The sequence below is a fragment of the Enterococcus sp. 5B3_DIV0040 genome (assembly GCF_002140755.1).
GTDB lineage: Bacteria > Bacillota > Bacilli > Lactobacillales > Enterococcaceae > Enterococcus_D > Enterococcus_D casseliflavus.
The window spans coordinates 130,162-154,238 of sequence record NZ_NGLC01000003.1 but is presented as its reverse complement, the minus strand read 5'-3'; the positions used below and the strand labels follow the sequence as shown (position 1 = coordinate 154,238).

Below are 24,077 nucleotides of genomic sequence, written 5' to 3'. Positions count from 1 at the left end.
ATACAAATTGGTAATGACACCAAATAATTAGAATAATTTTTTCCATTTAAAAAGAAAATTAATAAATCTATTGTCATTTTTCGTTTTAAATGGTATAGATTTTATATCGATAAATGGCATAAGTGGATATTATACGAGTATAACTGCTATTTAAGTTTTCTAATTGATTTTTTAATTCGCTTACTTGCTCGAAAATCTCCTTCAGAGATTTTCTTCTTTTTGCATTCAAAATAACTCCTCCTTCCTAGTACCAGTTACTTTCAAAGTCTTCAGAATCTTTAACAAGAAAAGACATCTTATCTACAATCTGTTGCTGAGAAACGCTTCTAATGTACTCTAAGCCCTGCTCTTGTCGTTCTTTCCTTTCTTGCTCCTCCAACTCACCTATTTGCTTCCTCCGCTGTTGTTGCTGTTTATAATCTTTTCTGTTTGGAAACACGCTCCCTTCAGCGTTTTTAACAATTTTCAACAAGTTCTTTCTATCCTGGTCGGACAAAGATTCTCCATTCTCTAATTTGTCGATCGCTAGATACATTTCTTCATAATCAATGTCAAAAATCTTTAGTTTCATCTTGATTTCCTCCAGTTTGATTTAATTTAGATTTTGGCAAAGAATAAGGAAGCCTTGCGCCCTTCTTCTTTCCGTAAAATCAATTAAAACAAGGCGAGTTGTTCAGCACATTCAGGAATGACCCAAACGTCTGGTTCCTTTTTTTGTATTCTTTTTGGTGCAGTTGCTGGCTCCTGCTTCTTCCTCGTGATCCAAGCGGGATTTATAATGTGAAACGGTGTGTACCAAGTAGAGGTTTCCTCACCCGACATGGAATTTTTCACTTTGCATACGGCGTTGATCCCACATAATGAAAGCTGAACATAAGCCATCAGCAAGCAATTTTCGTCAATATCTTCACACTGCACTCTTAGCTGTGTTTGGTAATTATAGCCACCGCTTTCCATTGCGACCGCAAAAGCAAGAATCATGCTACCAGCACCTACACATGGCTCATAGTAGCCAATCCATCCCTTTTCCTCTAATAACGGCTCATTGTTGGTAAAAGTCATTCTAGCCATCAATTCTGCGATATGAGAAGGAGTAAAAAATTGACCTGCATTTTTACTGTTTATGTTTAATTCCATGTAAATTGCACCTAGCCAATCTTGCACTTTGTATTCAAACGCCATTCTAAGCAATCCTAAGCAGTCCGTAAGCAGAAAAGCTTCTTCCCTCGTATATTTGACAACAGTCGCTAAATAGGCGGCTTCTCGCTCCTCGTACTGACCTTTATCCACACTGTTTGAAAAAGCATAAGCCATCATATGCACCCAATCGAAGAAAACGGTAGAGATATTTTGTTTTCCTGCTAGACTCTGTAATTTCGTAGTGATCATTTTTCGATAGTTTCGCTTGTCTTTCATGTTTTCCTCCAATAATTTCAGTTGGTTTTACACTCTTTTTCCTGCGTATCAGAAAATAAATTAATCAAATGGCAAATCTAATCCTAAATATTCGGCTTCTTTAAACCATTCTTCATGTAATTCTAGATTCTCGCACGACATCGTTTCCCAATTTCTTAGATAGGCGGTTTTTGTTTGGTACTTTGCGACATTACCGATTGCGACTATATACAAAAATCGGTACCTCTTACCGTTTCGATACCACCCTCGGTCATACTTTTTATCATAGTAAGTTAACTCTTCAGCCATCTGTATCACGTCTCCTTTTTAGAAATATCAGTCAACCGCCGAAGCGGTTGACAATTTTTTGTCCTCTTACAAGCTGTTATCAATCGCGATTTTTCCCACTTCGTTGTACGAAACATCGATTAATTGGAAAAGATTAGAATCGTCTTCAAAACCAAAACTAACAATGAATTCAGTGAATTCTCCTCTTTTACTTTCAAATTCCTTGTATTGGTCACTTCCTTCCAACGCACCAGTCATACTGATAAAAAATGTCTGATAACCGATTGGATTTGTTACTATCGTTGTGACTGAACCCCCAAACAATGCTTGAGCAAAGCCGTGTGCCTTCTTCACCTCTTTTTTGAAGCTTGGTAGTGCCGTAACAATCATTGCGTTATTTGTGATAAATTCCATTTGAAATCTCCTCCATTTTTTGTTTTTTGTCTTTACAAATCCATTTGAGTTAAGCGATTTGTGGGTGGCGAAAAGTTTTGATTTTAAGAAATGTCATTGGGCATTTGTTTTTATTTCTCCTTTCTTCGTTGTTGATCTCGGACATTCGAGCATAGCTGATAGCGGTTTGGCGTGCTTAGAACTTACACCGGTGATAGGCAGAAAAAAAGGGAATGCTGTAGAAAAAAGTTTTGTGATCTTTGCAAAAGTTTTTTCGCCCCTTTTTTTCTGACTGGCGCTGGTGTATAAGCGAACTAGCCAACCCGATAGCAGCATGATCGATGGTCGAAACAACGAACAGGAGTGAAACAAATGCCCAACGCCCTGATATTTCTTCAAATCTAACCAAGATTCCGGTACGGAATCTTTCCACCTGCGGATCTCATTGCTTTAGCAAGGAGGTTCCGCTTCTCTTGTTCCTTCATTTTTTATGTACTAGGTCAACCGCCGAAGCGGCTGACCTCCTTGTTCTGCTTTAAAATGGCAAATCATCATCTGAAACGTCTAACGTGGCTCCTACTGGTGCGACTGCTGGCATGTCGCTATCACTTGGGAAACCGGATGTTAATGGCTCGTTGTAATTCTGACGATTGGCTTGCTGAGTGGGTTGACTTGCTTGTGTGCTTTGTCGTTGTTCGCTTGTTGCCTTAGATTCCAACAATTGAAAATTCTCTGCTACAACTTCAGTTACATAAACACGCTGTCCTTGTTGGTTGTCATAAGAACGTGTTTGGATTCGTCCGGTCACTCCTAGTAATGTTCCCTTGCGAGCATAATTAGCAAGTGTTTCCGCTGGCTTTCTCCAAATCACACACTGAACGAAGTCTGCTTCACGCTCTCCGGCTTGGTTGGTAAAGTTTCGATTGATGGCAAGGGTAAACGTCGCTACCCCTGTACCGTTAGCTGTGTAGCGCAATTCTGGGTCTTTCGTTAAGCGTCCTACTAAAGTTATATTGTTGATCATAATTATTTCCTCTTTTCATCTACTTTATTTTTAGTCATCTTCTGGGTGTTCTTCTTGCATTTTTTGTAACAATTCTAAAAATAGTTCTTCGTCTTCAGCCGAACCCTCGGCGTGGATTGGTAACCCACGCCCAAGGTTTTGACTTTCAGACCTTCCTTCTTGATTTGTTGGCGTATATTTAGCTGTCAAAGTTCATATTCACCTCTTAGTTTTTTTGCACAAGGTGCGCAAACGTACCCAACGCCCCAAGCACCGCTTGGGTATTCGTTTAACATGTAGCGACATTCTTCACACTCACCGTAATAAGTCGCTTCACTCTCAAAATCGATCGATTGTTTTAAGCGTGCCAAGTTGATTTCAATCGTTCTGAGCCGTTTCATACCATATTCATCTTCACGATACACGTCGCAATAGGCTACTGGTAACTCGATATCGTTGATTCCGATAATGTCCTCCTGTAAAATTTCTTCTTCCTGAAAGACAAATGAAGTTTTAAATTTATATTTTTTACCGTCATTGATTTTCATTTTTCTTTTGTACGAAAGGGTTATGAAACCCTTTCGTATACCTCCTTTTCCTTGTCTTGGTGCTGTTCTTTGTGTAAGTCCTTCAATGATTCGATTGCCTGCTTGATTCCCTCTAATTCGGTCAACGTATATTTTTCGCCCAACTCTATCCAATTAATTGGCATTTCAATCATTCCTTTCCTGATTCTTTGGCTTAGAGTTCCCCAAAATGTCCGATCGTTTCGAGGAAAACAAGGGCATGGGCTAAATCGTAAACACTGTTTAACGTATGTCTTCGGTAACGAATATCACTAGACCGGTCTTTCATCATCAATGAAATTGATTTGTCTTTGAAAAAGGCAACGGCTCTCATCGTTTCAGTTTCAAATATTTGTTCACCATCGTATGTGTCTAACTGCTCTAACTGTTGATAAATAGTTTCTGCTTGCGCATATCTCGCTTGAATCGCTTGCTCTATAACATCATCATCATAATCGCAAAACACGTACGTATTACAGCCTTCTAAAATCTCACCTTGTACTTTTTCGTCATAGCGAATGCTCCCCCACCGTTTTTGGATTTCGTGACGAACTTTTTCAGTTTCAAGCGTTAAATCATGTAATTTTACTTTGATAGAAGTGCTACCGTAGCCCACCATTTCAACCCGAATGCGTACCTTTTTCGTATCAATTCCTTGCTCTCTCAAACTCTTTTTGATATTTACTGCGGTAATTTCCATGTGAATCTCTCCTTATTGGTCGGTTTTTGTTCCTGACAAGTTCATTTCAGTTAAGCGATTTGTGGGTGGTGAAAAAATTTGATTGTATTGACTGTCTGCAACGATTTGTTTAGAATTCTCCTTTCTTTGTTGGTTGATATCGATCATTTCGAGCTGAAGCTGATAGCGGGTTGGCGTGCTTAGCCCTTACACCTGTAGCAGGTAGAAAAAAAGGGAGTGCTGTAGGAAAAAGTTTTGTGTTCTTTGCAAAAGTTTTTCCGCCCCTTCTTTTTCTGAATGCGGAAGGTGTATAAGCACTCTCGCCAAACCGATAGCAGCTGCTCGATAGGCGCGAAACCAAGAAACAGGAATGAAACAAATCCGTTGCGCTCTGACAGTCAATACAATCTAAAAAAGATTCCGGCATCGGAATCTTACGCCCTGCGGAAATCATTGCTTGTCAATGAGGTTCCGCTTCTCTTATTACTTGTACTTTGTTTTGATTCTTTTGACCTTATTTGGAGAAAAGTATTTTTACCGTTTTTAATGAACAAAAAAACAGCCTATTCAGCTGTTTAATTGCCATTTATTTTGTTAACGATCACTTTAATTTGATTCTTTATTTTAGAGAACTTTTTATTTTCCAATAGCTCTTGAGAATACCCTTCACATTTTTTTAGGTCTTTCTTGGTCTGTTTCAAGTCCATTGAGATATTTTGGTTGTCTTGCTTTTCTTGGGCCAATAAATCATTAAGTCGAGCATTGTCATTTTTTAACTTTTCAATGTCACCTAACACATGTTCAGCCTCTTTAATATTATTATTCAATTCTGTTAATTCATTTATTTTTTCTTGTATGGATAATTCCATTTTATTGCACTTGCTTTGCTGTTCTTCGATATCTGATTTCAATTGAGATAGCTGTTCTTCGTACTTGTTCATTTCCATGTACCTTTCTTTCCATATGGGAGTTAGATATTCTGCAGTTCCAAGAAATTTACCATAAGCGATAAAGTTAGTGGATGTATAAAGATAACTGTATTTTTTATATAATGATTCAAACTCCGTTTCTGACATAATTTTACTTTTATCATTTTTTGTCAGATATTTTTCTTTATAGTTCAAACCTTCTACCACATCTTTGGGTACAGGTACTTCAAATATTTGGATCCCTTTTCCTTCTAAGTCATCTACCTTGGTCTTTTCAATTCGATTGGTTCGTGATATTTCAACAGCAAGACATCCATTCCATTTGTAATAGTAACTATAAGGAAAAGTTTTTTCCAATGTATACAATATTTCAATAATTCGTTCATTGTTTTCAGATATCTTCACTCTGTATTCTGGATAACATTTTTTTACGCTGACTGATATAGCATCGTTGTTTCCTTGCTGAATTGTAAATTCTTTCAAATCAGCAAAAATCGATTTAAACAGTACATGCGCTATTGTAAAATTCTTCCCTTCACCAGAAGTCTGAGGAGTTGTTCCAGAATCTTTATAGTAGGAATAGAAAGGTAAGTACTTACCTGCTTTGGGGAATACAGGCTTCGCTATTTTTTTATTTGGTGAATCAAATATTTCTGCTAATTCTTTTTTTACAGAAATTTTCCTATCAAATTTTAGTTTAAGACCCTTATAGGCGTTAATCGGCTTTCCTTTGTAATAAGCATAAAATTTCTGAACCATATAATTATCCTTTTTTATTCATTATATCATGATTCTATACTTAATAACTTTGTATATCTGATCAATTAAATCAAAATTTTCATCATAGTATTCGCGATACCCTACAACATTAACTATGGATTGTGTATTCGTAAGATTTTTTTGAATTATCGGTAATATACTTTCAGTGGATTGATTGATAATCAGGATCAACTTGAATGCAAGACATTCATTTCTCAGAAAATCTAGTAATTTTCTTCGATTGGTCTCTTCAGTTATTGTTATGAATATAAGCTGATAATCCCATTTTTTTAGTGTGTGGATAATTTTAGTCGTCATATGATTGATTAGATCAAGAGGTGAAGAAGCGCTATTCTCAAATATTTTCGAATTTGTTATTTCATATACACACTCCTCTTCAGATTTGCTAAATAATAAAATATTCTTTATTGTTGTTTGAAAGTGTTCACGATCTTGCGTATTAAACTCAATAATATTTTGTTCATATAGACAAGGTACTCTACTAATCCGTTCTATTCTTCTCAATGTTCCTTGTATGATTGTCCCATCTTCCGAAAAATTTACATACTTAGTTTGAATCATTTAATCGCCCTCTTTCTAGTATTTTGACCTTTTTAGAAGTGATCACATGGCTTCTTCCGTAGCGGCGGTGGTGGTTGGAGCGAAGGAAGAAATACCTCTATGCAGCAAAGAAAAAACCAGTCCAAATGCCTTAGAATTAAGGATTTAGACTGGTTCATATGGTATAATAGTAGGTGACAGTAAAGTTTAATCGACGGTGGCGAATCCTTGAAAGAAGGTGGTGCGTATGAAAATACTCACAAAATCTTATGAAAGGAGAAGCCTTTTGTCTGCATATGAAACAATTCAGACCATCCTTGGCTTTGGTATGTTTACCATTGCTTTGATCAGTCTGATTGTGAAAATGCTTAGAAACGACAAAAAATAAGCCGTCACTTTAGCAGAGGTCGGCTTATTTTTTAAAATAACTTAATCTGTCACCGTTCTTTAAACGGTGCTGTCATTGGGGAGTTGTTGACGCAACTCCTCTTTACATACTTATTATACCATGGTAGCGCTGAAAAAACCACATAAACGCCGAAAAGGGAAAGCTTGTCTTTCCTTTTTTTGTTGCCCCGTAAGCGGTGGAGGCGGTCGGAGTGTCGGGGCAACAAAAAAAAATCCACCTGAAGAGAAGAAAAATTTGTGCTTCTCTTAGTAATAGATCAGGTGTCATTATTTAGTTACTTGGACTTTCATCAGGAATGTCATTCGCTTTCTTTAAGTCAGGTATGTCAATCACTTTTTTTTAAACGTCGATTCGAATTTTTTAATCGATAGGTTACTTCCAGCCACTGACAAGACAGACTCTCATTTCTTTGTAAAGATTCTAAAATAATCACACCATTATCTGGTAAATAGCTCCGAAAAAGACAAGCAAAAAGGGCTACGCGGTCATCGGAAATCTCCTCGGTTATATTTTCTAGTCTTCCTGGCAGATCCCAAACCGTATTTGCTCTAACAAGCGGCTTCAAGTATTTACGCCATAAGATTACTGTGTTGACTTTTACAGATATCATAATCAATAAGCAGATAACAATTCCGATCATAAACATACTTTCAGAACCCTGGTAAGAAGCTCTAACTAGTCCGGATGAAACAATTAAAATTAGGCAAATCTTCATTGGTCCATTCATTTTCATGTTTGGATTTCCCTGTATTCGAATCATCAAGAAAACTGTTAAAAATGCTGATAGATAGAAAATAGACGAAAATAGTATCAGATTAATACCATTATTCAAAGACTCAACGCTCACTAGCTCTCCATTTAACGATAGATCATTCATAGAAGCAAATGAAATGAGCTCTTCTTTTATTGTCGTACCATTAGATGCTATAAGAAGTGTACACAAAACAATAAGTATCTTGAGTGCGACCACGTTGCTGCTTTCTAATAAAAATCCCGGCCAATAGATTGATTTTAGTTTTTCTATTAATTTGTATTCGTACATGATTGTATCCGCTCCTCTTTATTCATTTTTCGACTATCTGTACGACCGTACAGGTAGTCAATGCTTACATTGTAAAAATCACACAGAACGATCAGCCGTTGGCCCTTGGGATACATATGACCATTTTCCCAATTACTGACCGTACTTTTACTTACAGGCGGATCAAAAAGCTCACTGATATCACTCAGCGTCAAATATCGTTCTTCTCTAAGAGAGGATAATCGCTGACTGAATATTGTTTTCTCCTTCCTTACCACTATTTTGGTGTCCTCCTTACTATATTTGTGTTTTTATTGCAATTAGGTTATACGCCATGTGAAGCAGAATTGGCATAACGATCGTTCCACTTTTTTTCATGGTCCATGAATAAATGAGTCCATTTATTAAAAAGGGCAAAAAGTTCGTTTGCCCATGAAGAATGGCGAACACGAAACTAGAAATTCCTGCACTTATTTTCCAAGAAAATATCTTTTGTAGCAGTGATACTAGGTATTTCCTAAAAATCATTTCCTCGATCACCGGTACCCATGTAATGCTTCCGATCAAACTGAAGAGACTTGCTGAACGCGCGATATTTTCAAATGGTGGGACACCAAAAAAATGGTTAGCTGCGGACGTTACGATCCACGAGGAGCCAACTAATAACGCCAAACTGAAGACAAATAAGCCCCAATTCAGATTATTTTTTTGATAGAACAATTCTTTCAGGTTTTTTCTTATGAATTTTGCGCTCATTTTCTTTAGTCGGCTTCTCCTTTCCAGTTTTTACAAAGGTTGTAACAAATTTCGAGGGTTCTCCTGGGCGATTGTGAGAATAATAATACCCATGAAGATTAGGAAGCCGCTTGATCTTATTTGGATTGATCACAAATTCGTCTACCACATTATTCGAACTTTCTCCTGTGTTTCCTTCCTCATTGCTACGACTGGTTTGCTTCACTTGTTTTTCTGTTCCAATGAATTTTGATAATTCATTTGCTGTATCATCATCTGTACGTAGAATGACAAAATTGGTTAGATTACCAAGAATCTGTTTCGTTAATTCTTCTGAAACTTTATTTACATCAGCGATTACCTGCATAGCTACGATAGTTTTTACGCTAAAGGACGCGGTTCTATTCAGTAAAGCTTCAAAGGATTCATCAACATAAACACCCAATTCATCCATTACCAGTAAAGCTTCTGTTTGGTCGTCTCTTTCAGCTTTTTGACTCAAAAACAATTTATACTCTGCAACAACCAGCTTTCCTAGGCTTCGTGCAAAATCACTGTATTTGAATTCATTTAAGTACACGACAACGACTGCGTCTTCCTCATATGCCTGGCGTAAAGTGAAACCATCTTGTCCAAAAAGATAGCGGCCGTCTCCATCGTTAAAAATCGCCAAACGACCGATCGCTTGGACCACAGTATCTTTACAAGAAGCTAATACTTGTTTCGCTCTACTGTACAATTCCTTAGAAATAATGTCTTGACTATACAGTCCTTCAATTAAGTTTTTGAAATTTGAGGGATCAGAATACTTGATAATACTTTGGAAGCTATACTGAATGTCGGCAGCTCTCATGACACGTCCCATCACTTGCCAGTAAGTAAGTGCTTGAATTCGATAATGCTCTTCGGACCACTCGGTTAAACTAGACAGTAAATCTTTTAATTCTGTCTCCGTTATGCCTTTAAACGGATTACACGGATTCGTTTTTGAAATCTCTGATTGGTTAATCACATATAGCTTTCGGTTATATTTTTTAGCCAATTTTTCGGTGACTATATTCAAATCGTAGTTTGAAGTCCCCCCTTTACCGTCGATCACAACGGTAAATTGTCCTTCACGAATCGCCTGTTCGATATAATGCAAAATAGTAGCTGTCTTCCCTGTACGAGTAGATCCGAAAGCACCAACGTGCCCCTTGTCTTTAAAGTTGATCCCACCTCGACTATTCAACATAACTTCTCTTCTTGTTTCCTGCTTGACTGTTTCGTGCATGAGAATTTCTGAAGAACTTTTCTGTAATAGTAGCCCGAAACTGACGATCATCACTCCGATACCCCAACCAAATAGATTGATCCCGCAAATCCATTGAATCACTGACGGCAGGAAATGTTCTCGGAAATATCCGTCAGCTGTAACGTATGCCACCATACTTGCAAAACCATCTTGGTTTGCAATGAGTTGGGTATAGATCAGGCTTAATAAGCCGATTGAACTTCGACTCATTTGTTTCTGATTCAAATAAAAAATACTTACCACAATTAGGAAAAAACCAAAGGTAAGTATCATCAACTTTGACGATTTTTTTTCATAGTATTCCTGAAGGATCAAATACGAAAGTAAAGCAAGTGATCCTGGTAAAGGAAAGAGAAATATTCCTAAACAACATAAGACGATACCTGCTTTTGATAATCGGCTTCGCCAAACAAAAACGACATCTTGATACATACATTCACCTTTCTTTTCATTTAATAAGGGGTATGGAATAAGTCCATTTCCCTGTGTTCGGAATAAGAATAGAATTCTTCAATGAGAACATCGATAGGATTAGTTGAAAGAGTCGCAAGACGCTTCGACGGTCTTTTTAGTACCTTCTCAACCTCTTCAAACGTAAGCAATTTAAATTGAGCATCATCAATTCCAATGTACTCTTTCGCTTCTAACAATCCATGATAAATCGAACTTTTTACTTTGGGATAAACCCAAATTTGACCGTAAGCACGGTTTTTATTAGCACTAACATTCGTCTGTAAACGAAAAGCGTCTTTCTTCTCTTTCTCATATTCAACAATCCACCAATCGTTTCCTACCTTGAATGTTAAATCACCCGTTCGATTCATTTTTCCATAACCGTGATAGTTTCCTTTTTTGTATTCATGAACTCGAAAATCTCTATCCGTAATAATAGAATGGTAGTCTAATTTTGCTTCAGGAAAATACTCGCGAAAAAAGCAAGTACACGTTAATACACCCAACTCATGACGAACTGTTGCGTCACTCACTTTTCCTACACTCTGTAATTCGAGAACCTCTTTTCCTTTCTTACCTAGCGAAAAAATTTGCGCCTCCCTTCCTTGTCTTAAATCTCTTTTTAAGTATCCATTTATTTCTAATTTGCGAATTCTTTTACGTACATATTCGATTGATGGAAAACCAAGTAACGAACAAAAATGTTTCGGTTGTGCAATTCGCCAGCGATTAACAACTTCAAGCATCATCAAATCTCTATCAGTTAGTTCAAGTCGATTGTTTAACAACATATACTTTCCTCACCTTTCAAATTAAGAAAAGAAAATAGTGGAACTATTTTCTCCCTTCTGCGGAAATCATTGCCTAAGCAATGAGGTTCCGCTTCTTTCTATTCGAACAACATTTGTGCTCATTGTAAAACTTAGTTAGCTGCATTCTTTAAGGTTTTAGGTTCGAATCAAAACTCATACCCAAACTCTATCATCAGTCATATGATCTCATTCAGGTTTATGAATCGAACAAGACAACATGCCAATCTAACTATCAGTCAAACATTCTCTTTTGGTTTTATGGTATTAAGACAGCCCCTTCAAGATTTGGTGAAGGGGCGTTGGCGCTAGGGGTAGTTGTAAGTTCCCTCTTACAACGATTGAAAGAGGGCGGAGGGAGTTAGTTCGAGACCCCCAAGACTGGGGGTAGGGGGTTGATCTTTTGACCTTGACCTTATCCCTTTATTTTCTCTCTTCCACACCCTTTTCTTATTCTTTTATATCCTATCTATTTAATTTTTTTGTACTTTATATGATCTCTTATCTTAGCCGCCCGCCCCCGCAAATGTGCTTTGTTATACCATGTTGCCGGTAATCAAATTTGCAAAAATTTTATTATTGTTGGGTGTGGGGGGTTAGCGGTCGAAGAGCGCTAACCCCCCACACCCAACAAAGGCGGTATAACAACGTTTAGCACAATTTGCGGGGGCGGGCGGCGGGTCCACGCCAAAGACCCAACACCGGACCCATAAATTGGCAGAATTCGAATATCGGACCCAACACCATACCCAATACCGGACCCTATTAAAATAATGGCGGATTAGGTCAAGGGCTTCGTACATTTACTTTTTGATTTCTTCAATCCTTTTTTCTAGTAACTCAATACGTTCGACTGCCTCATTTCTCAAATCTTTTTCTGTTTCTAATTGGTCGTTTAAATTTGAAATGGTACTTTTTATCGCGGATATTTTACCTTCTGTTTCTTGTAAAACACTTCCGACTTGGAATCTTTTTTCTTCCGTTAATTGTTCATATTGATCTAAACGAAGGGCAATATCTTGGTTAATTTCTTGACTATTTTTTTCACTTTCTTCAATTAGTTTGGTTTGAATTCGAATATCATTTTGAATCGAATCAATTTGTAATTCGATTTCTTGAGTATTTAAAATTGATTCTGTTTCGACTGTTGAATGCTCTTTTGAGGTATAAAATCTCAAGGATTGATTCATTTCTTGTGTCGTATAATAAGAAATATCCAACCTTACAGTCGCTGCATCTGGTTCAATTCCTTCCGCTACTAATACAAAATAGCGACTGGTAACAGGAATAACTTTTACCTTTATTTGTTCCTCTGGGTTCTTATCTGTGACCAAATCAGCTTCTATTTTTCTTTGTAAATCATCGACGGATTGGGACGTTGGTTCAAAAAACAAGTCCATTCGAAAGCTCTTTTCTTCTTCATTGAAGACCTTTTTGACAACCGATAAGGCTCCTTGTTGGACCAAATGTTCTTCAAATAATTCGACTTCTTGGTAATCCAAATCCGATTTTTGGGACATGCCATGCACAAAAACAATGATTATGGAAAGGAGAAAAACGAACAGCGTTTTGAAATATACTTGGCTCTTTGTACCAAAATATTTTTGCTTAAATTTTTTAATTTCCCCCATTACTCTCCCCCATTTTCAGTATCGTTAGTTCCGATTCGTGAAAGATTTTAATGTCATCTGTATGAAAAAAGGTGACCGTAATCGGATTATCTTTTTCTTTTTTTATGCTGGTAACACGCCCAATGTGTCCAATTAAATAGCCATTTGTTGTTTTAAATTCATCTGAAACAATGACGATATCGTTTACTTCCATTGCACTTTTTCCTCTCTATTCTGTGATCTTACTCTTGATTAGAAAGAATAACTTCGAACCCTATTTGATCAATTATCCATCCATCTGATTGAACCATTGAAACTGTCACAAGCATTTTTTGTGGTACATGATCGACCTTCATTGAAAGAATATTGATTACAGTTCCTTGGATATGATCAACAGTTTTTACGATCGATTCAGTTTCTAAATCTTCAATGTATGGTTGGGATACTTGGCCACTTTCAGGCATTTCTTCTTCCTCAAAAACAGATTCTGTGACTAACTCTTTCAGCTTGGCATTTCGTTCTTTTGGTTCTAAGTTTCCATAATAAGCAGCAATGAATGACTCGTTTACTTTCTTCATTTCTCTTTCATACTGTGTCATTTGTTGCCACTCGATATACGCATTGTCTACATCTGATTCTGGGATCACTTCTAAACTTTCACCTGTCGATTCTTCTGTTTTTTCTTCCCCAAGTATTTCTTCTAATAAAGATTCTTGGGTACTATCTTCTGTAATTTGAGTGGACGCTTCAGAAGAAATGGTTTCTTCTGTGCGACTCTCAACGGTACTTGGTTCTTCTTCATTATCCGAGCGAAAGAAGCCTGTCATAGCTAATATTGCTAAAATAACTACACCTACACCTACGCCAATTCCTATGATCTTTTTCTCGTTTTCTTTCATCTTATTTTCCTTTCATCGACTGATTCCCAAAACCTCTGCTGGGTCTAATAAGCTTGCGGCTGTCAAATCTCGTGACGTTGAAATTTCCAAATGAAGGTGAGCGCCGAAACTATTTCCGGTGTTTCCAACATGACCAATAATATCCCCTTGTTTCACCTGATCGCCGACTTTTACGTTGTTTAAAACATTGTGTGCATACAGGCTACAATATCCGTTGGCATGTTCGATACGGACGTAATTTCCCCAGGAATTATGGTATTCAGATGCAATGACGACACCATCAGCGATTGCTTTTATCGGTGTGCCTTGCGGATGGCCAAAGTCGATTCCTCGATGGAATTGTTCTACTCCACCCAAGATACGCATACCAAACCATGAAGTTATGTTTGGTGGACTTAACGGTAAAATGAACCCTTCGTTTCCGCCAACTTCACCTTGACTAAGATACTGCCTGACTAAATCAACATAATGGAAATTCCCACCATTCCAATACAAATAGGGGCGTCCATTCGCTTCTGAAACAGCATTGACATAGCGATAGGTACTTCCTAGAACATTGCCTAAAGAAGGGGCTACCACATCCCTTGAATAAGCTTCTGCTAAATCGATCGTATGAGTTTTCCCGCGTTGTGATACGTATCCTATATAGCTTGTCCCGAAGTTATAAGCTTGAACAACTGTCCATTTGTCGGTACCTGCAGCTTCTGATAACTGTAATGCGCTCGCATAGTGTTTCACCCCTTGAGCGATCGAATCCGGTTCATTATCGATCGTGTTCATAGGTAGTCCCGCACTCTCTGAGGACTGCATGATGTCTGGCAAACGTCCGCCAGTTTCTACTGTTGTGATAGCCATAAGTATCGGCACGTGATCCACAATATCGTATTTTTGTGCTTCTCTGACAAAGTAGGATTCCCACTTTAATACATCTGCCGGTATATTTTCAGCGCTCCCTACCCCTTCATCTTTTGACGAGTTCGTCATGGAGACAATCATAGTGACCGACACAAAAATAAACACTAAAAAAAGACCACCGGTAGTAAAAAACAAACTTCCGAAAGCCTTTAATGCAAGCATGATTTTTTCCCTTTTCGTTGCTTCGCCAGTTATGACTCGTAAAATTTTTCTAAACACAATGCCCTCCTTCCCTCAACTAAATCTGAGTACTAATGTCCCCCAGCAAATCGTATCAATTGTTTTTCATCAGGATCTGTTGTGATTTTGTAGTTGTTCGTTCCACCTAAGTTGATAAATACTTCACCTTGTTCCATCAATGCTAAATCATTGTATTGCCCTTCAGTTAAGAGACTCCCCATTGCTTTTCTCATCGTGCCTGCAACGGAAGCATCTAACCCTAAAAAGAACTTACTTGAACACAATTCAAATACCTGTTTGATTTTTGAGATATAATCATCAGAGGAATTTTCAGGAAGCAATTCTTGTGGAGATTGTGTCGCAAAGAAAGCACCAGCTGAGAATTTTCGCATTTCTTTTAAGAACTTAACAACTTGAGTAACGACGAATACCGTGTCCGGACTGAGGATCTCCTGACACTCATCTAAGAAGAAAGCAAAGAATACCACATCGTCGATCTCGATTTCATTATTCGCAAGTGCGATTTTTTGTCGCCGACCGTTGTTCAGTGCTTGATTCCAAACAATGTTCATAGCCGTAAACAAAAGGCACTTGTATATTTCTGTGTCAAAGTGACCGATCGTTTCAATATCGAAAAACAATACCTGTTCATCATTCAAATTCTTAAATGACGTAGTACCATTGAATATCGAACCATACTGGTTGGTCATTGAATCTATGACAGAGAGGAAGTTCTCCATTTCGACCATTTTCACACTTGTTACTCGATCTTTATAGCCATTATTTACATATTGATTTAAGAAGGTATTAAATTCACTCATGATTGGATACTGTTTGGGATCTAAACCAATGATATTAATATTCATTTGATTTTCTTTTGCCATATAATTATCCGGTAGAAGTCCTTTTTCAATGTAAAAAGCGTCAAGTATTTTTCCAAAATCGAGAACATCAACTGAACGCATTGACGGATTCAAGAAGCGAATTTGATTAAAGAATTTTGCTCGATGTTGCAAATAACTATTGAGCTGATCGATCTTCGTTCCAGTTTCATCCGTAATTGTGGCCAATGGTTCCAGGGGATTTAACATGCCGCCTCTTCCAGACAAATCAACGATTCTGCCCTTTTGGTGTCCGATCGTCTTTTTCCAGTCACCATTTTTTTCGAATCCTCGTATACACGTATTCCTCCCAAACAGCCCCTCCTCAATCAACTTGAGGAGAGTGGACTTCCCCATTCCTGGTTTTCCTAGAAGGATTGAGCTGAAGGATTTACGTACGCTGGTTACGTAAAAAGGATCATAAATGAACGGTCCACCTGTGTCTGTTTGACCCAAATATTGCCCTCTTGGATCAACTAAATATTTATGATTGAACGGGTAACTACCGCCGATTGCTGTTGTACCGACGGTGAGTCCTGCTCTTGCCCCTGGCATCTTCTGTTGCTCGGTGTAGCTTTGGGCAAAAGCGAGCCATTCAGTTAGCGGTTTTCCAATAAATGCCACAACTTTGTAGTCTGAAGCTTTGAGTGATTTTCAAAGTGTAGTAAATTCCTTGTCTAGTTCCTCTTGGGTATCGGCGACCAAATAGATCCGGATATCAATTAATTTCGTTACCTCCCCCCCTTGCTTGATTTGTGAAGCATAGCGTTCTAGAGCCACATACTCAGCTGCGGCGTCGTTTCGATCAGTTTGTGTCCGTCCTTCTGTTGCCTGTTCCCGATATTCGTTCAAAGAATTGTTGATATCCTTCAAGGCACGTTCTTTTTCTAAAGGGGCAATATCAACCTTCGTTATTGTGTTGCTATTCCCCATTAGGGCGGTAAGCCAAAAAGGCACTGGATTTTTCGGAAGCTCATAAACGTGCAACGTCGCATACACGCCGTCACCAGCGATAATTTTGTCTTCCGTCGGCTTAAACCCACCCTGGGGCTGAATTCTAGAAATAAAGTCTAAGTCATAACCCTTTTTTTCTAGATCCAATACTTCTTTTCTCGATAGCATAATTTCCTCCTAAATCGCTGTATTCATATTAAATAGTTTTGTCAGTATTTGTTCCGTCTGACCTGCACTCACGTCTTTGATTTTTAGCAGTGATCCACCAGAACGTTTTAGTAACGTCTTGGCCAGAACGATGTCTTTTTTTGTTTTTCCATAGACCATGAAGTAAAACTCCAGATTGGATAATTCCATTTCTACCCACAAGAGGCGCTGAATTTGTTCTCGACAAATCACCATTTGCGCCATGTTTTGTCTTTTTCTTGCTTGCATCAGCTTTTTATTCCAAAAGGTTAGGTTAGAATCAATGTTTGTAGGAAACATCATGGATAAAATACTCATATCATCGTCATAGATCCGTGAGAGGTTTTCAAATTGAGACTGTGCTTGCTGTTGCTCTTGTGCGCTGAGTCCGTTGATATCTTGGGTAGAAACCTTCAAGAAAGCCAAATAGCTATCGTCGTCCTTCACAACGTCGTTTTGATCCATTCTTTTGATAGGGATTACTTCTTGTACAGAAGGAAGCTCCCCTTTTTTCAGGGGACGCTTTTTCTGACTTGTTCCTTGTTTTATCTTTGCCATTGCGCTAATTTCCTCCTTTCTTATAGCTCTGAACGCCGTAGGTAGTCCGATCCATTTTAAGCAGACAATAAAGAGTGTAGAGGTTTCTATGCCCACCATTGCTACTTGGTTTCGCGCATAAGAATATGCCTAAAGCAAATAACAAACATTCAACTAAGATAAAATGACCAATAGGCAGCTGAATCAACTCTTGCAGATAAAACATGCCGCCACAAAGTCCTAGAATCAATGCGAGATCCAAAAAGTAGAACGCCTTCAGTCGGACTTCTTGTTTAATATTTTTTTGGATTTTCATCTGTTGGTATTTATTCGCCATTTCTATCACCTCGATCATTATTTCTTGGTGGCAAATAATCTTCTGCATTCATGTTCTTCAGGCTGTCATTTGCACTTGCAAATCGCGTGTCACTTTGTTTCTTTTCTTCCCAAATTGGTTTCGCTTCAGATTCCTTATAAATTGTTCTATCTGTTGATTTTAAGGTTTCTGACGGCTTCATAGCTCCTTGTTCCTGTCTTGTCGACCCTTGATTATCCTTTGTCGATTCAGTGACCTTAGAAACAGTTTCAGGGCGATTCCCTTCAACCTGTTCTTCTTTTCTTGCTGGGGTTGACTGTTCAGTTTGTACGACCTGTTTCTGCGTAGAATCATCCGCATTTTGCGCTACTTGAGGTGCATCAACTTCTGTAGGGTTTTTCTTAGGTGCTTCTTCTGAACCCTCGCTAACTTTTTTCTTGTCAGGATTTTCAACTGCTGGATTCATTTTATTCTGAGTATCAGATTCGGTACTTCCGTCTGAATCAACCGACGGTTTACCATTCGTTTGTTCTTCATTTTCCATTTTTTCAGGACGTTGATCCGATCCATTTATGTCGATACCTGAAGCGTCATTTATCGTTTTATCCTCTTTCGTTGAAGAATCTTGAACGATCACTTTTCCGTTCTCGTCGGTTTCTTCTCCATGAGCTTCAGAGGTTTCAGACAAATCATGCCCTTCAGTATTCAGCTCACTATCAGAAACAGATTTCTCGTCAGCTGAATCTTGTACTGTGTTGTGTTCTTGGTGCGTACTGTTATCCCCTTCAGCTGTAATGGCTTTTCCGTCTTGATCAAGCTCACCAGTAGGTTTATCGGTATCTTTACTTTCTTCATTTTTGGAAGTTTCTTGTCCATCGATCGATTGGTTGAGATTCTCTTTTTCGTACTGCTCTTCTGGAATCGGACTACTGTTTTCTAAATTCGTTGGTGGGTTATCAAAGATTTCATCGACTTTATCATCAAGTTTATTGTCGATATGATCCTTAGCTTTATTGAATCCATCTTGAGCGCCCTCACCAATATTCTTCAGCATTTTCTTATCGCTATCTAGTTTATTGGCGACACCATTCTTGATTTTGCCACCTGTCGCGCGTATTGTTTCCGGTGCATGCAACGCTGCTTCGCCTAAACCAACTGCAGATTTTCCAATGCCCATGGCCGCTTTCGCCCCATAGTATCCACCCACGATTGATTTGAACCCACTTCGAACGCTGGTATCCACACCTAAATATTTCCCAAAGGTTCTTGGACCAGTCATTGCCATAGACACACCCACAAGACATAAAATGGCATAAGCGACTATATTTAGGTTCAATGTGGCAAGATAGGTGAAGTAAATCGAAAATAAGCTGATTGAAAAACCAGTCAGCATGATCGTCACGAACGTATTGCCCATATCTTCAAAAATCCGTTTCACTTTTTGACCAGTTTCAATATCCATGGCCGCCAAAACTGGGAACAAAATTCGAGCAAAAACCAATTCTAAGATGGCTGCACCTATGGTGAATCCTGAACAAAGATACACAAATGTCATTGTCCATAAGGAAATCAAAATCGTTGAAGTATCTGCACTAAATCGGAATTTCCCATTATCAAACGTTGAAAACCAACCATTTTTAATTTTGTCCGCATAAAGTGATCCATCATCTGCTACCTTGATTTGATAACCTAAAGCTTCTGTATTTTCTTCATTGCTTGCTGTTTTCTTTAAATCTCCGATATCACTAGGTAAAATCATTTCTGTTAAATCGGCGTTTTTAAACGCATTTTCCGATAGATTCATTGTCCGGTCTTTTGTGTCGCTGCTATCAAGTAATTCAAAGCCATTTCTCGATAAGTAAGTAAGATCCGCCATATTACTTTGCACGATATTGTAGGATAAGCTTGATCCAGTGCCATGTAGGTCTTTCGTGGCATCAAAGGTTGCTTTCGTCACATCCATAGCCGAGTTCATCAACCCAGGAAGATAAATAATCAAATTTAAGAAAATAACCCATCGAAGAAGGCTTCCTTTTAAATCAACACGATCACTGAACATATACTTGTAAACGATATAAAGGAGTGTCACCGTTAATATAGAAGCCGCCAAGATTCGCATGCTGGTATAAACGGTCCCAATCATCCCCTCGTCAAGAAAGCCTGTGACTTTAAAAATCTGATCAATGACCTTTTCTGTGTAAACGGCAATGTGATAAGATATTTTAATTAACCACATGATAAACATGTGCCAAATAGAACTAAAAAATCCTGCGTCTTTGATCCAATCGGAATATCGAAGTAGAAATTCTAAAGCTTGTTCTTCCATTCCTTCTCTCCTTTTTCAAATAAAAAGACAACAAAAAAAGCAGTCTAGAATTAGATTGCTTTTTTTAAACGCTTTATTTGTCTAATCTTCTAATAGTAAATTCGCTTCTACCGCATAGCTTTCTTGGTATAAAACCAATGCTAATTTTTCTTTTTGACCAGCTGACAATTTTTTGAGTGTATCCCAATCATTTTCCCGATAAAGATCAAAGATTTCCTCACTGTCGCCGTTCAAGATTGCCACCTGTAACAACTGTAATTTGTCAGTCGTTGGATATGCCTCTAAAAACTCATTCAGATGGTTTTTATCTCCTTGTGCAAGTAAATAATTGACAATGTCTTTTTTCTTCTCTGGGAACGTCTCTGCGGCTTCTAGGTACTGGTCTTCAATCAAATAATCTTCAAACGTTGGTGGTGTTTCTTCCGTACTTTCTGTGGTCTGCGTCGATTGATTTTCTATCACTCCCATTAAGCGTTGCTCCATTTCACTGGTTTGTTTCTGGATCACTTGTGTCGTTTGTTCTTGAGCAGCATAAACATTATGAATCGTATAAAGTAATGTGCCAATGCCACCGATCGTTACAAAAGTGATCGTCGCGACAAAGAATCCTTTCCACCAGGTATTTTTCGGTTGCTGAGTCGGACTAGGCTCTGTCGGTTGAGGAAGTGTAGCCGGAGGGTTTATCTGAAAAACTTTGATTGTTTCAAGTAATTGGGCCTGTTGTGCGACAAGGAGTTCATGGTTTTGTTTTTCCATACGTTTTGTGGAATCAACGGTTTCTTGAATCGTTTTTTCTTCCAGGGCAACTTTTTTCTCTTGGACTTCGATTTCACGCTCTTTAAGTCTCAATTCTTCTTGTTCCTTTCTTTTGATTTCCTCCGCTCGCTGCATTTCTAACCATCGATTATACTTCTGTTCAAATCTTGGTTGCTCGTCTTCTAACCGTTTTTTGAGCGCATTTAGATAATTCCCTTCATTCTTTTTGGCATTCGTTAAAGTCTCTGTCACGACCTTACGCATACTTTCAATTTGAGCAATTTTAAATGTTTCTAACGCTTGAAGATTATCCAACTCCATTTTCCGAGTTGCTTCTTTTTTGAAATTCTGGATATTGGTCTGTGCTTCTTGTTCAATCATTTCTTGAATCTCTTTTTCAAGCTGTTCTTTTTCGATTGCATAGCTATTGTTATGGTGGGCAATTTCTTGACTATGCTTTAATTTCAGTTGTGCGAGTTCTTCCTCTTGTTTCACTCTTAGTTGATCGATCGTTTGTTTGTGTCTTCCTGAAATTGTTTGGATTCGTTTGGTTAGTTCTTGTTGCCAGCGACTCTCAACATTCGCTTTAATGGCGGCAATCTCTTTTTGAAGCACTGAGGGATCACTTTGCTTTGCCTGTCGTTCATACTGTTCGGTCAATGTTAATATAGCCGTATTTAATAAATTACTTTTCGTCTCTACCAAGCTAGAAATGAGGGACGAATAAAAATCTTTTGTAAAAGATTTTTCAATAAATTCTTTTTGTTTCTTCTCGATAAATGTCGTTGGGTTGGACAAATTGAATTCAGACAAGACGTGGTTTAATCCATTTTTTACCCTTTCATCCAACTGATCGATCACCTGGTCTATTTCTTTGATCACCGGTGCTTGTTCAACTGATACATATTCCTGTAGAGAAGGAATTTTTGGTCTGCTTTCTTCTGGAGTATTTGGTTCCATTTTTTTATCATGTTGTGCTTTTTGATCAACTTTTGGTTCTTCAGTTTCCTCAAGTGGTTGCAGCAAAAGCTCCTTTTCAGTCTCCTCTCCCTCTTCATAATCTGGGACGTAACTTTCTTCTTCTGGTTCCACCACTTCTTCAACTGGTTCAGGTTGTTCTTCTTCAACGGTTTCTTCCGATACGCTCTCTTTTTTCTTAAATGGAAGTTTTGATCCAATTGTCGAGAAAAGGTTCGCTTTAGTTCCTTCTGTTTCCGTTGACTCTATGGTAATAGGTTCAGAAAACGACAAGCTGATCTCATTTTCCATAATTTCTAAAGAGGTACGTAGATTTTCGTCAGCTGTACTTCGAATCTCCTTGATTAAATCCTGGCTTATCAAATCCGATAAGGTGTAACCTTCTTCATAGGAAATATCAAACTGAATCTCTTGCAAGTTTTCTTGATTCCGAACTAATACGGTCATTTCACCTTCATACGCTTCATTTTCAATGACTTGAAAATACAAATCTTGCGCCTGTGGGAGATATAGCCACTTTTTCAACGGAATTACTTTCCGTTTTTTTACTGTCTTAGGTACCTTAACAAACTTAAGTAAATACATTTTTTCTCCTTTCTTTCCTTTAGTCCTAAAAATGGAACAATTTTATGTCTACTGCAATGAATGAAGATCAAAAGCTTCACCCATACTAAGTAATCTGTTCCTGACGTCTTCCTTTTTCTTCCCTTTGATCCATTGAGAATCTAGCATAAATAAATTGGTATCTAAACAATTGATTACTCTTTGCGCAACAAGTAAGTCTTCGGAAGTCGATTCTTTCAAATGTATATCGACTATCTGTAAAAACGCTCTATGGTAGAAGTCTAATATCAACTTTTCGCATTCACGCTGGTATTGTCGCTTATTTTTCTTTTTTAAGAACAAGCCATTTCCTCCACTCTATTTCTTTAAATGCTAAAAATAAGGAAACCAGCTAAGTCAAATACTTAGCCGGTACATTTTTAGAACCTTGCAGTACTTGTCATCCATTTAATAACCGTGGTGATCCCTGCAATAACACCCATCCCGACAAAGATTTTGAACATCTTTGTTTTAGCTACATCGGCAAACTTATCTGAGTACATGTACATCAACATGGCTCCTACTCCGATCACTGCTGCTACTGCTGGTGCTAATGTCTGCGCTGCTGATACTAATGAATTTAAAGAGTTAACTAAATTTGAAATTAAATCATTTTGAGGTAACACGACTAGGCTTAAGATTGTTGCTTTCATGGGTATTCGACTCCTTCTTTTTCTACATTTTTGCTTATTTCACTAGTGTTTTTTTCTTTTTTCCTACGTTCCTTTAAATCTGTGGTGATCACTTCTAATGCGGCCTCTTCAACAACGGAATGCTCCCATTGTTGATTTTTCCCTTCCATAATCTCCAGTTTTTTCGTTCTTAGGATCTCTTTCTTCCACTGATTAAAGTTCCTACCACTTTCTTCTAGTAGTTCCTTAGCGGAATCAATAATCAGGCTGGTCTTTTTTGCGGGCATTTCCTTCACTCCTCATTTACTCAATCAGTTCGGCACGAACCATTAATCGATAGTCTGTTCCCACTCGACTACCGTCACACGTTAGCAGGGTCAAATAGTGTGGTTCTTCAGGATCATCTAGCATGTATTTCCCTTCAGATTGGTGTATCACTTTGCTTTCGACGACTCGATACGTCGCTTGCTTGTCAAAATACGTTAGGTGGATCTCGTCTCCTTTAGAGACTTGTTTCAACCCGCCTAGCAGAAGTCCGCTATTCGTCATATAGTGTCCTAATAAGGCAAAGTTGCCTTTTCCGATTGATTGATTCGGTTTCACTGTACCAACACCAATGCTAATGTTTGCTTGAGTGATTCCTTCCAGTATCGGTAATTTCAACCCAATTGAAGGAATTTCGATCGTTCCCACACCAAATTGAGAAATTTGATCCTGAACATTTACATTCAATGTTCCTGGCTCTAACGTTTCTACATCCATGCCCGAATAATCTGCTGGTCTAGGCTTTATCTCGTCTTTGTTTTCCATCACAGTCAACGCTTCAGCCTGTATTTCTGCGATACTTGTTTCAAACGATCGTTGTTGCAAATACCCAATCAAGAAAAAAATAGACACAAAAAGAAAAACACCTGCAGCCCCTGCCGTTATAAGGATTCGTTTCTTTCTTTTTGCTCCCGAACGCCCTACTTTGATTACTTTTTTCTTATTAACGTCTCTCACCTCCTGAC

30 protein-coding genes are annotated in these 24,077 nt (G+C 38.2%); 1 reads left to right on the top strand and 29 read right to left on the bottom strand.

The window, feature by feature from the left end; translation table 11 throughout:
• Positions 1-244: 244 nt before the first annotated feature.
• The 11 genes from A5883_RS17945 to A5883_RS17905 form a co-directional block, all read right to left on the bottom strand.
• Complete coding sequence (locus A5883_RS17945) at positions 245-571, bottom strand: hypothetical protein (protein ID WP_086339248.1); 327 nt, start codon at positions 569-571, stop codon at positions 245-247.
• A gap of 83 nt (positions 572-654) precedes the next feature.
• Entirely contained in the window at positions 655-1,416 is a 762-nt protein-coding gene (locus tag A5883_RS17940) for an N-6 DNA methylase (protein ID WP_086339247.1), read from the bottom strand.
• Positions 1,417-1,476: 60 nt separating this feature from the next.
• Positions 1,477-1,629, bottom strand: a complete 153-nt coding sequence (locus A5883_RS17935; RefSeq protein ID WP_254907902.1) for a hypothetical protein — start codon at positions 1,627-1,629, stop codon at positions 1,477-1,479.
• A 141-nt stretch (positions 1,630-1,770) separates the two neighbouring features.
• Positions 1,771-2,097 (bottom strand): hypothetical protein, encoded by a 327-nt coding sequence (locus tag A5883_RS17930; protein ID WP_086339246.1) that lies wholly within the window; start codon positions 2,095-2,097, stop codon positions 1,771-1,773.
• A 514-nt stretch (positions 2,098-2,611) separates the two neighbouring features.
• A complete protein-coding gene (ssb, locus tag A5883_RS17925; RefSeq protein WP_086339245.1) occupies positions 2,612-3,100 on the bottom strand; it encodes a single-stranded DNA-binding protein in 489 nt (162 codons plus the stop codon).
• A 30-nt stretch (positions 3,101-3,130) separates the two neighbouring features.
• Positions 3,131-3,289, bottom strand: coding sequence for a hypothetical protein (locus A5883_RS19305; RefSeq protein ID WP_176324027.1), 159 nt, complete (start codon positions 3,287-3,289; stop codon positions 3,131-3,133).
• Positions 3,286-3,627: a hypothetical protein gene (locus A5883_RS17920; RefSeq protein ID WP_086339244.1), complete on the bottom strand. Its 342-nt coding sequence runs from the start codon at positions 3,625-3,627 to the stop codon at positions 3,286-3,288. Before A5883_RS17920 ends, A5883_RS19305 begins: the two co-directional genes overlap by 4 nt.
• Before the next feature lie 20 nt (positions 3,628-3,647).
• Positions 3,648-3,791 carry a hypothetical protein gene (locus A5883_RS19300; RefSeq protein ID WP_176324026.1) on the bottom strand — a complete coding sequence of 48 codons (144 nt, stop codon included), beginning with the start codon at positions 3,789-3,791 and terminating at the stop codon, positions 3,648-3,650.
• A gap of 29 nt (positions 3,792-3,820) precedes the next feature.
• Positions 3,821-4,345, bottom strand: a complete 525-nt coding sequence (locus A5883_RS17915; protein ID WP_086339243.1) for a hypothetical protein — start codon at positions 4,343-4,345, stop codon at positions 3,821-3,823.
• A 554-nt stretch (positions 4,346-4,899) separates the two neighbouring features.
• Positions 4,900-6,012: a hypothetical protein gene (locus A5883_RS17910; RefSeq protein ID WP_086339242.1), complete on the bottom strand. Its 1,113-nt coding sequence runs from the start codon at positions 6,010-6,012 to the stop codon at positions 4,900-4,902.
• Between the two features lie 21 nt (positions 6,013-6,033).
• On the bottom strand, positions 6,034-6,594 hold the full coding sequence (locus A5883_RS17905) for a hypothetical protein (RefSeq protein ID WP_086339241.1): 561 nt from the start codon (positions 6,592-6,594) through the stop codon (positions 6,034-6,036).
• A 226-nt stretch (positions 6,595-6,820) separates the two neighbouring features.
• On the opposite strand from A5883_RS17905, the gene pepG1 reads away from it, so the two are divergent.
• Positions 6,821-6,961 carry a type I toxin-antitoxin system toxin PepG1 gene (pepG1, locus tag A5883_RS17900; protein WP_086339240.1) on the top strand — a complete coding sequence of 47 codons (141 nt, stop codon included), beginning with the start codon at positions 6,821-6,823 and terminating at the stop codon, positions 6,959-6,961.
• Between the two features lie 346 nt (positions 6,962-7,307).
• On the opposite strand, the gene A5883_RS17895 is transcribed toward pepG1, so the two are convergent.
• The 18 genes from A5883_RS17895 to A5883_RS17810 all read right to left on the bottom strand — a co-directional run bounded on the left by A5883_RS17895 (position 7,308) and on the right by A5883_RS17810 (position 23,964).
• On the bottom strand, positions 7,308-8,024 hold the full coding sequence (locus A5883_RS17895; protein WP_086339239.1) for a hypothetical protein: 717 nt from the start codon (positions 8,022-8,024) through the stop codon (positions 7,308-7,310).
• A complete protein-coding gene (locus A5883_RS19750) occupies positions 8,006-8,281 on the bottom strand; it encodes a helix-turn-helix domain-containing protein (protein ID WP_176324025.1) in 276 nt (91 codons plus the stop codon). The genes A5883_RS17895 and A5883_RS19750 overlap by 19 nt, the downstream gene beginning before the upstream one ends.
• 19 nt (positions 8,282-8,300) lie before the next feature.
• Complete coding sequence (locus A5883_RS19745; protein ID WP_086339237.1) at positions 8,301-8,759, bottom strand: CPBP family intramembrane glutamic endopeptidase; 459 nt, start codon at positions 8,757-8,759, stop codon at positions 8,301-8,303.
• Positions 8,704-10,464, bottom strand: coding sequence for a type IV secretory system conjugative DNA transfer family protein (locus A5883_RS17880; RefSeq protein ID WP_086339236.1), 1,761 nt, complete (start codon positions 10,462-10,464; stop codon positions 8,704-8,706). The genes A5883_RS19745 and A5883_RS17880 overlap by 56 nt, the downstream gene beginning before the upstream one ends.
• A gap of 20 nt (positions 10,465-10,484) precedes the next feature.
• The gene (locus tag A5883_RS17875; RefSeq protein WP_086339235.1) at positions 10,485-11,276 is read right to left on the bottom strand and encodes a hypothetical protein; all 792 of its coding nucleotides are present in this window, start codon (positions 11,274-11,276) and stop codon (positions 10,485-10,487) included.
• Positions 11,277-12,097: 821 nt separating this feature from the next.
• Positions 12,098-12,925 (bottom strand): hypothetical protein, encoded by an 828-nt coding sequence (locus tag A5883_RS17870; RefSeq protein WP_086339234.1) that lies wholly within the window; start codon positions 12,923-12,925, stop codon positions 12,098-12,100.
• Positions 12,912-13,118 (bottom strand): hypothetical protein, encoded by a 207-nt coding sequence (locus tag A5883_RS17865; RefSeq protein ID WP_086339233.1) that lies wholly within the window; start codon positions 13,116-13,118, stop codon positions 12,912-12,914. The genes A5883_RS17870 and A5883_RS17865 overlap by 14 nt, the downstream gene beginning before the upstream one ends.
• A 28-nt stretch (positions 13,119-13,146) precedes the next feature.
• Positions 13,147-13,803 (bottom strand): hypothetical protein, encoded by a 657-nt coding sequence (locus A5883_RS17860; protein WP_086339232.1) that lies wholly within the window; start codon positions 13,801-13,803, stop codon positions 13,147-13,149.
• 12 nt (positions 13,804-13,815) lie between these two features.
• On the bottom strand, positions 13,816-14,937 hold the full coding sequence (locus tag A5883_RS17855) for a lysozyme family protein (RefSeq protein ID WP_086339231.1): 1,122 nt from the start codon (positions 14,935-14,937) through the stop codon (positions 13,816-13,818).
• Between the two features lie 32 nt (positions 14,938-14,969).
• Positions 14,970-16,403, bottom strand: coding sequence for an ATPase (locus tag A5883_RS17850; protein ID WP_254907901.1), 1,434 nt, complete (start codon positions 16,401-16,403; stop codon positions 14,970-14,972).
• A gap of 30 nt (positions 16,404-16,433) precedes the next feature.
• Positions 16,434-16,901 (bottom strand): hypothetical protein, encoded by a 468-nt coding sequence (locus tag A5883_RS19610; protein ID WP_254907900.1) that lies wholly within the window; start codon positions 16,899-16,901, stop codon positions 16,434-16,436.
• A 9-nt stretch (positions 16,902-16,910) separates the two neighbouring features.
• Positions 16,911-17,477: a hypothetical protein gene (locus A5883_RS17845; protein ID WP_086339230.1), complete on the bottom strand. Its 567-nt coding sequence runs from the start codon at positions 17,475-17,477 to the stop codon at positions 16,911-16,913.
• Positions 17,478-17,481: 4 nt separating this feature from the next.
• Complete coding sequence (locus tag A5883_RS17840; RefSeq protein ID WP_086339229.1) at positions 17,482-17,793, bottom strand: DUF5592 family protein; 312 nt, start codon at positions 17,791-17,793, stop codon at positions 17,482-17,484.
• Positions 17,783-20,098 (bottom strand): pLS20_p028 family conjugation system transmembrane protein, encoded by a 2,316-nt coding sequence (locus tag A5883_RS17835; protein ID WP_086339228.1) that lies wholly within the window; start codon positions 20,096-20,098, stop codon positions 17,783-17,785. Before A5883_RS17835 ends, A5883_RS17840 begins: the two co-directional genes overlap by 11 nt.
• Before the next feature lie 81 nt (positions 20,099-20,179).
• Positions 20,180-22,357, bottom strand: a complete 2,178-nt coding sequence (locus tag A5883_RS17830; protein ID WP_141108429.1) for a hypothetical protein — start codon at positions 22,355-22,357, stop codon at positions 20,180-20,182.
• Between the two features lie 458 nt (positions 22,358-22,815).
• Positions 22,816-23,088 carry a hypothetical protein gene (locus A5883_RS17820; protein WP_086339225.1) on the bottom strand — a complete coding sequence of 91 codons (273 nt, stop codon included), beginning with the start codon at positions 23,086-23,088 and terminating at the stop codon, positions 22,816-22,818.
• Positions 23,085-23,354 carry a DUF5415 family protein gene (locus A5883_RS17815; protein ID WP_086339224.1) on the bottom strand — a complete coding sequence of 90 codons (270 nt, stop codon included), beginning with the start codon at positions 23,352-23,354 and terminating at the stop codon, positions 23,085-23,087. Before A5883_RS17815 ends, A5883_RS17820 begins: the two co-directional genes overlap by 4 nt.
• Before the next feature lie 16 nt (positions 23,355-23,370).
• Entirely contained in the window at positions 23,371-23,964 is a 594-nt protein-coding gene (locus A5883_RS17810; protein ID WP_086339223.1) for a class A sortase, read from the bottom strand.
• Positions 23,965-24,077 lie beyond the last annotated feature (113 nt).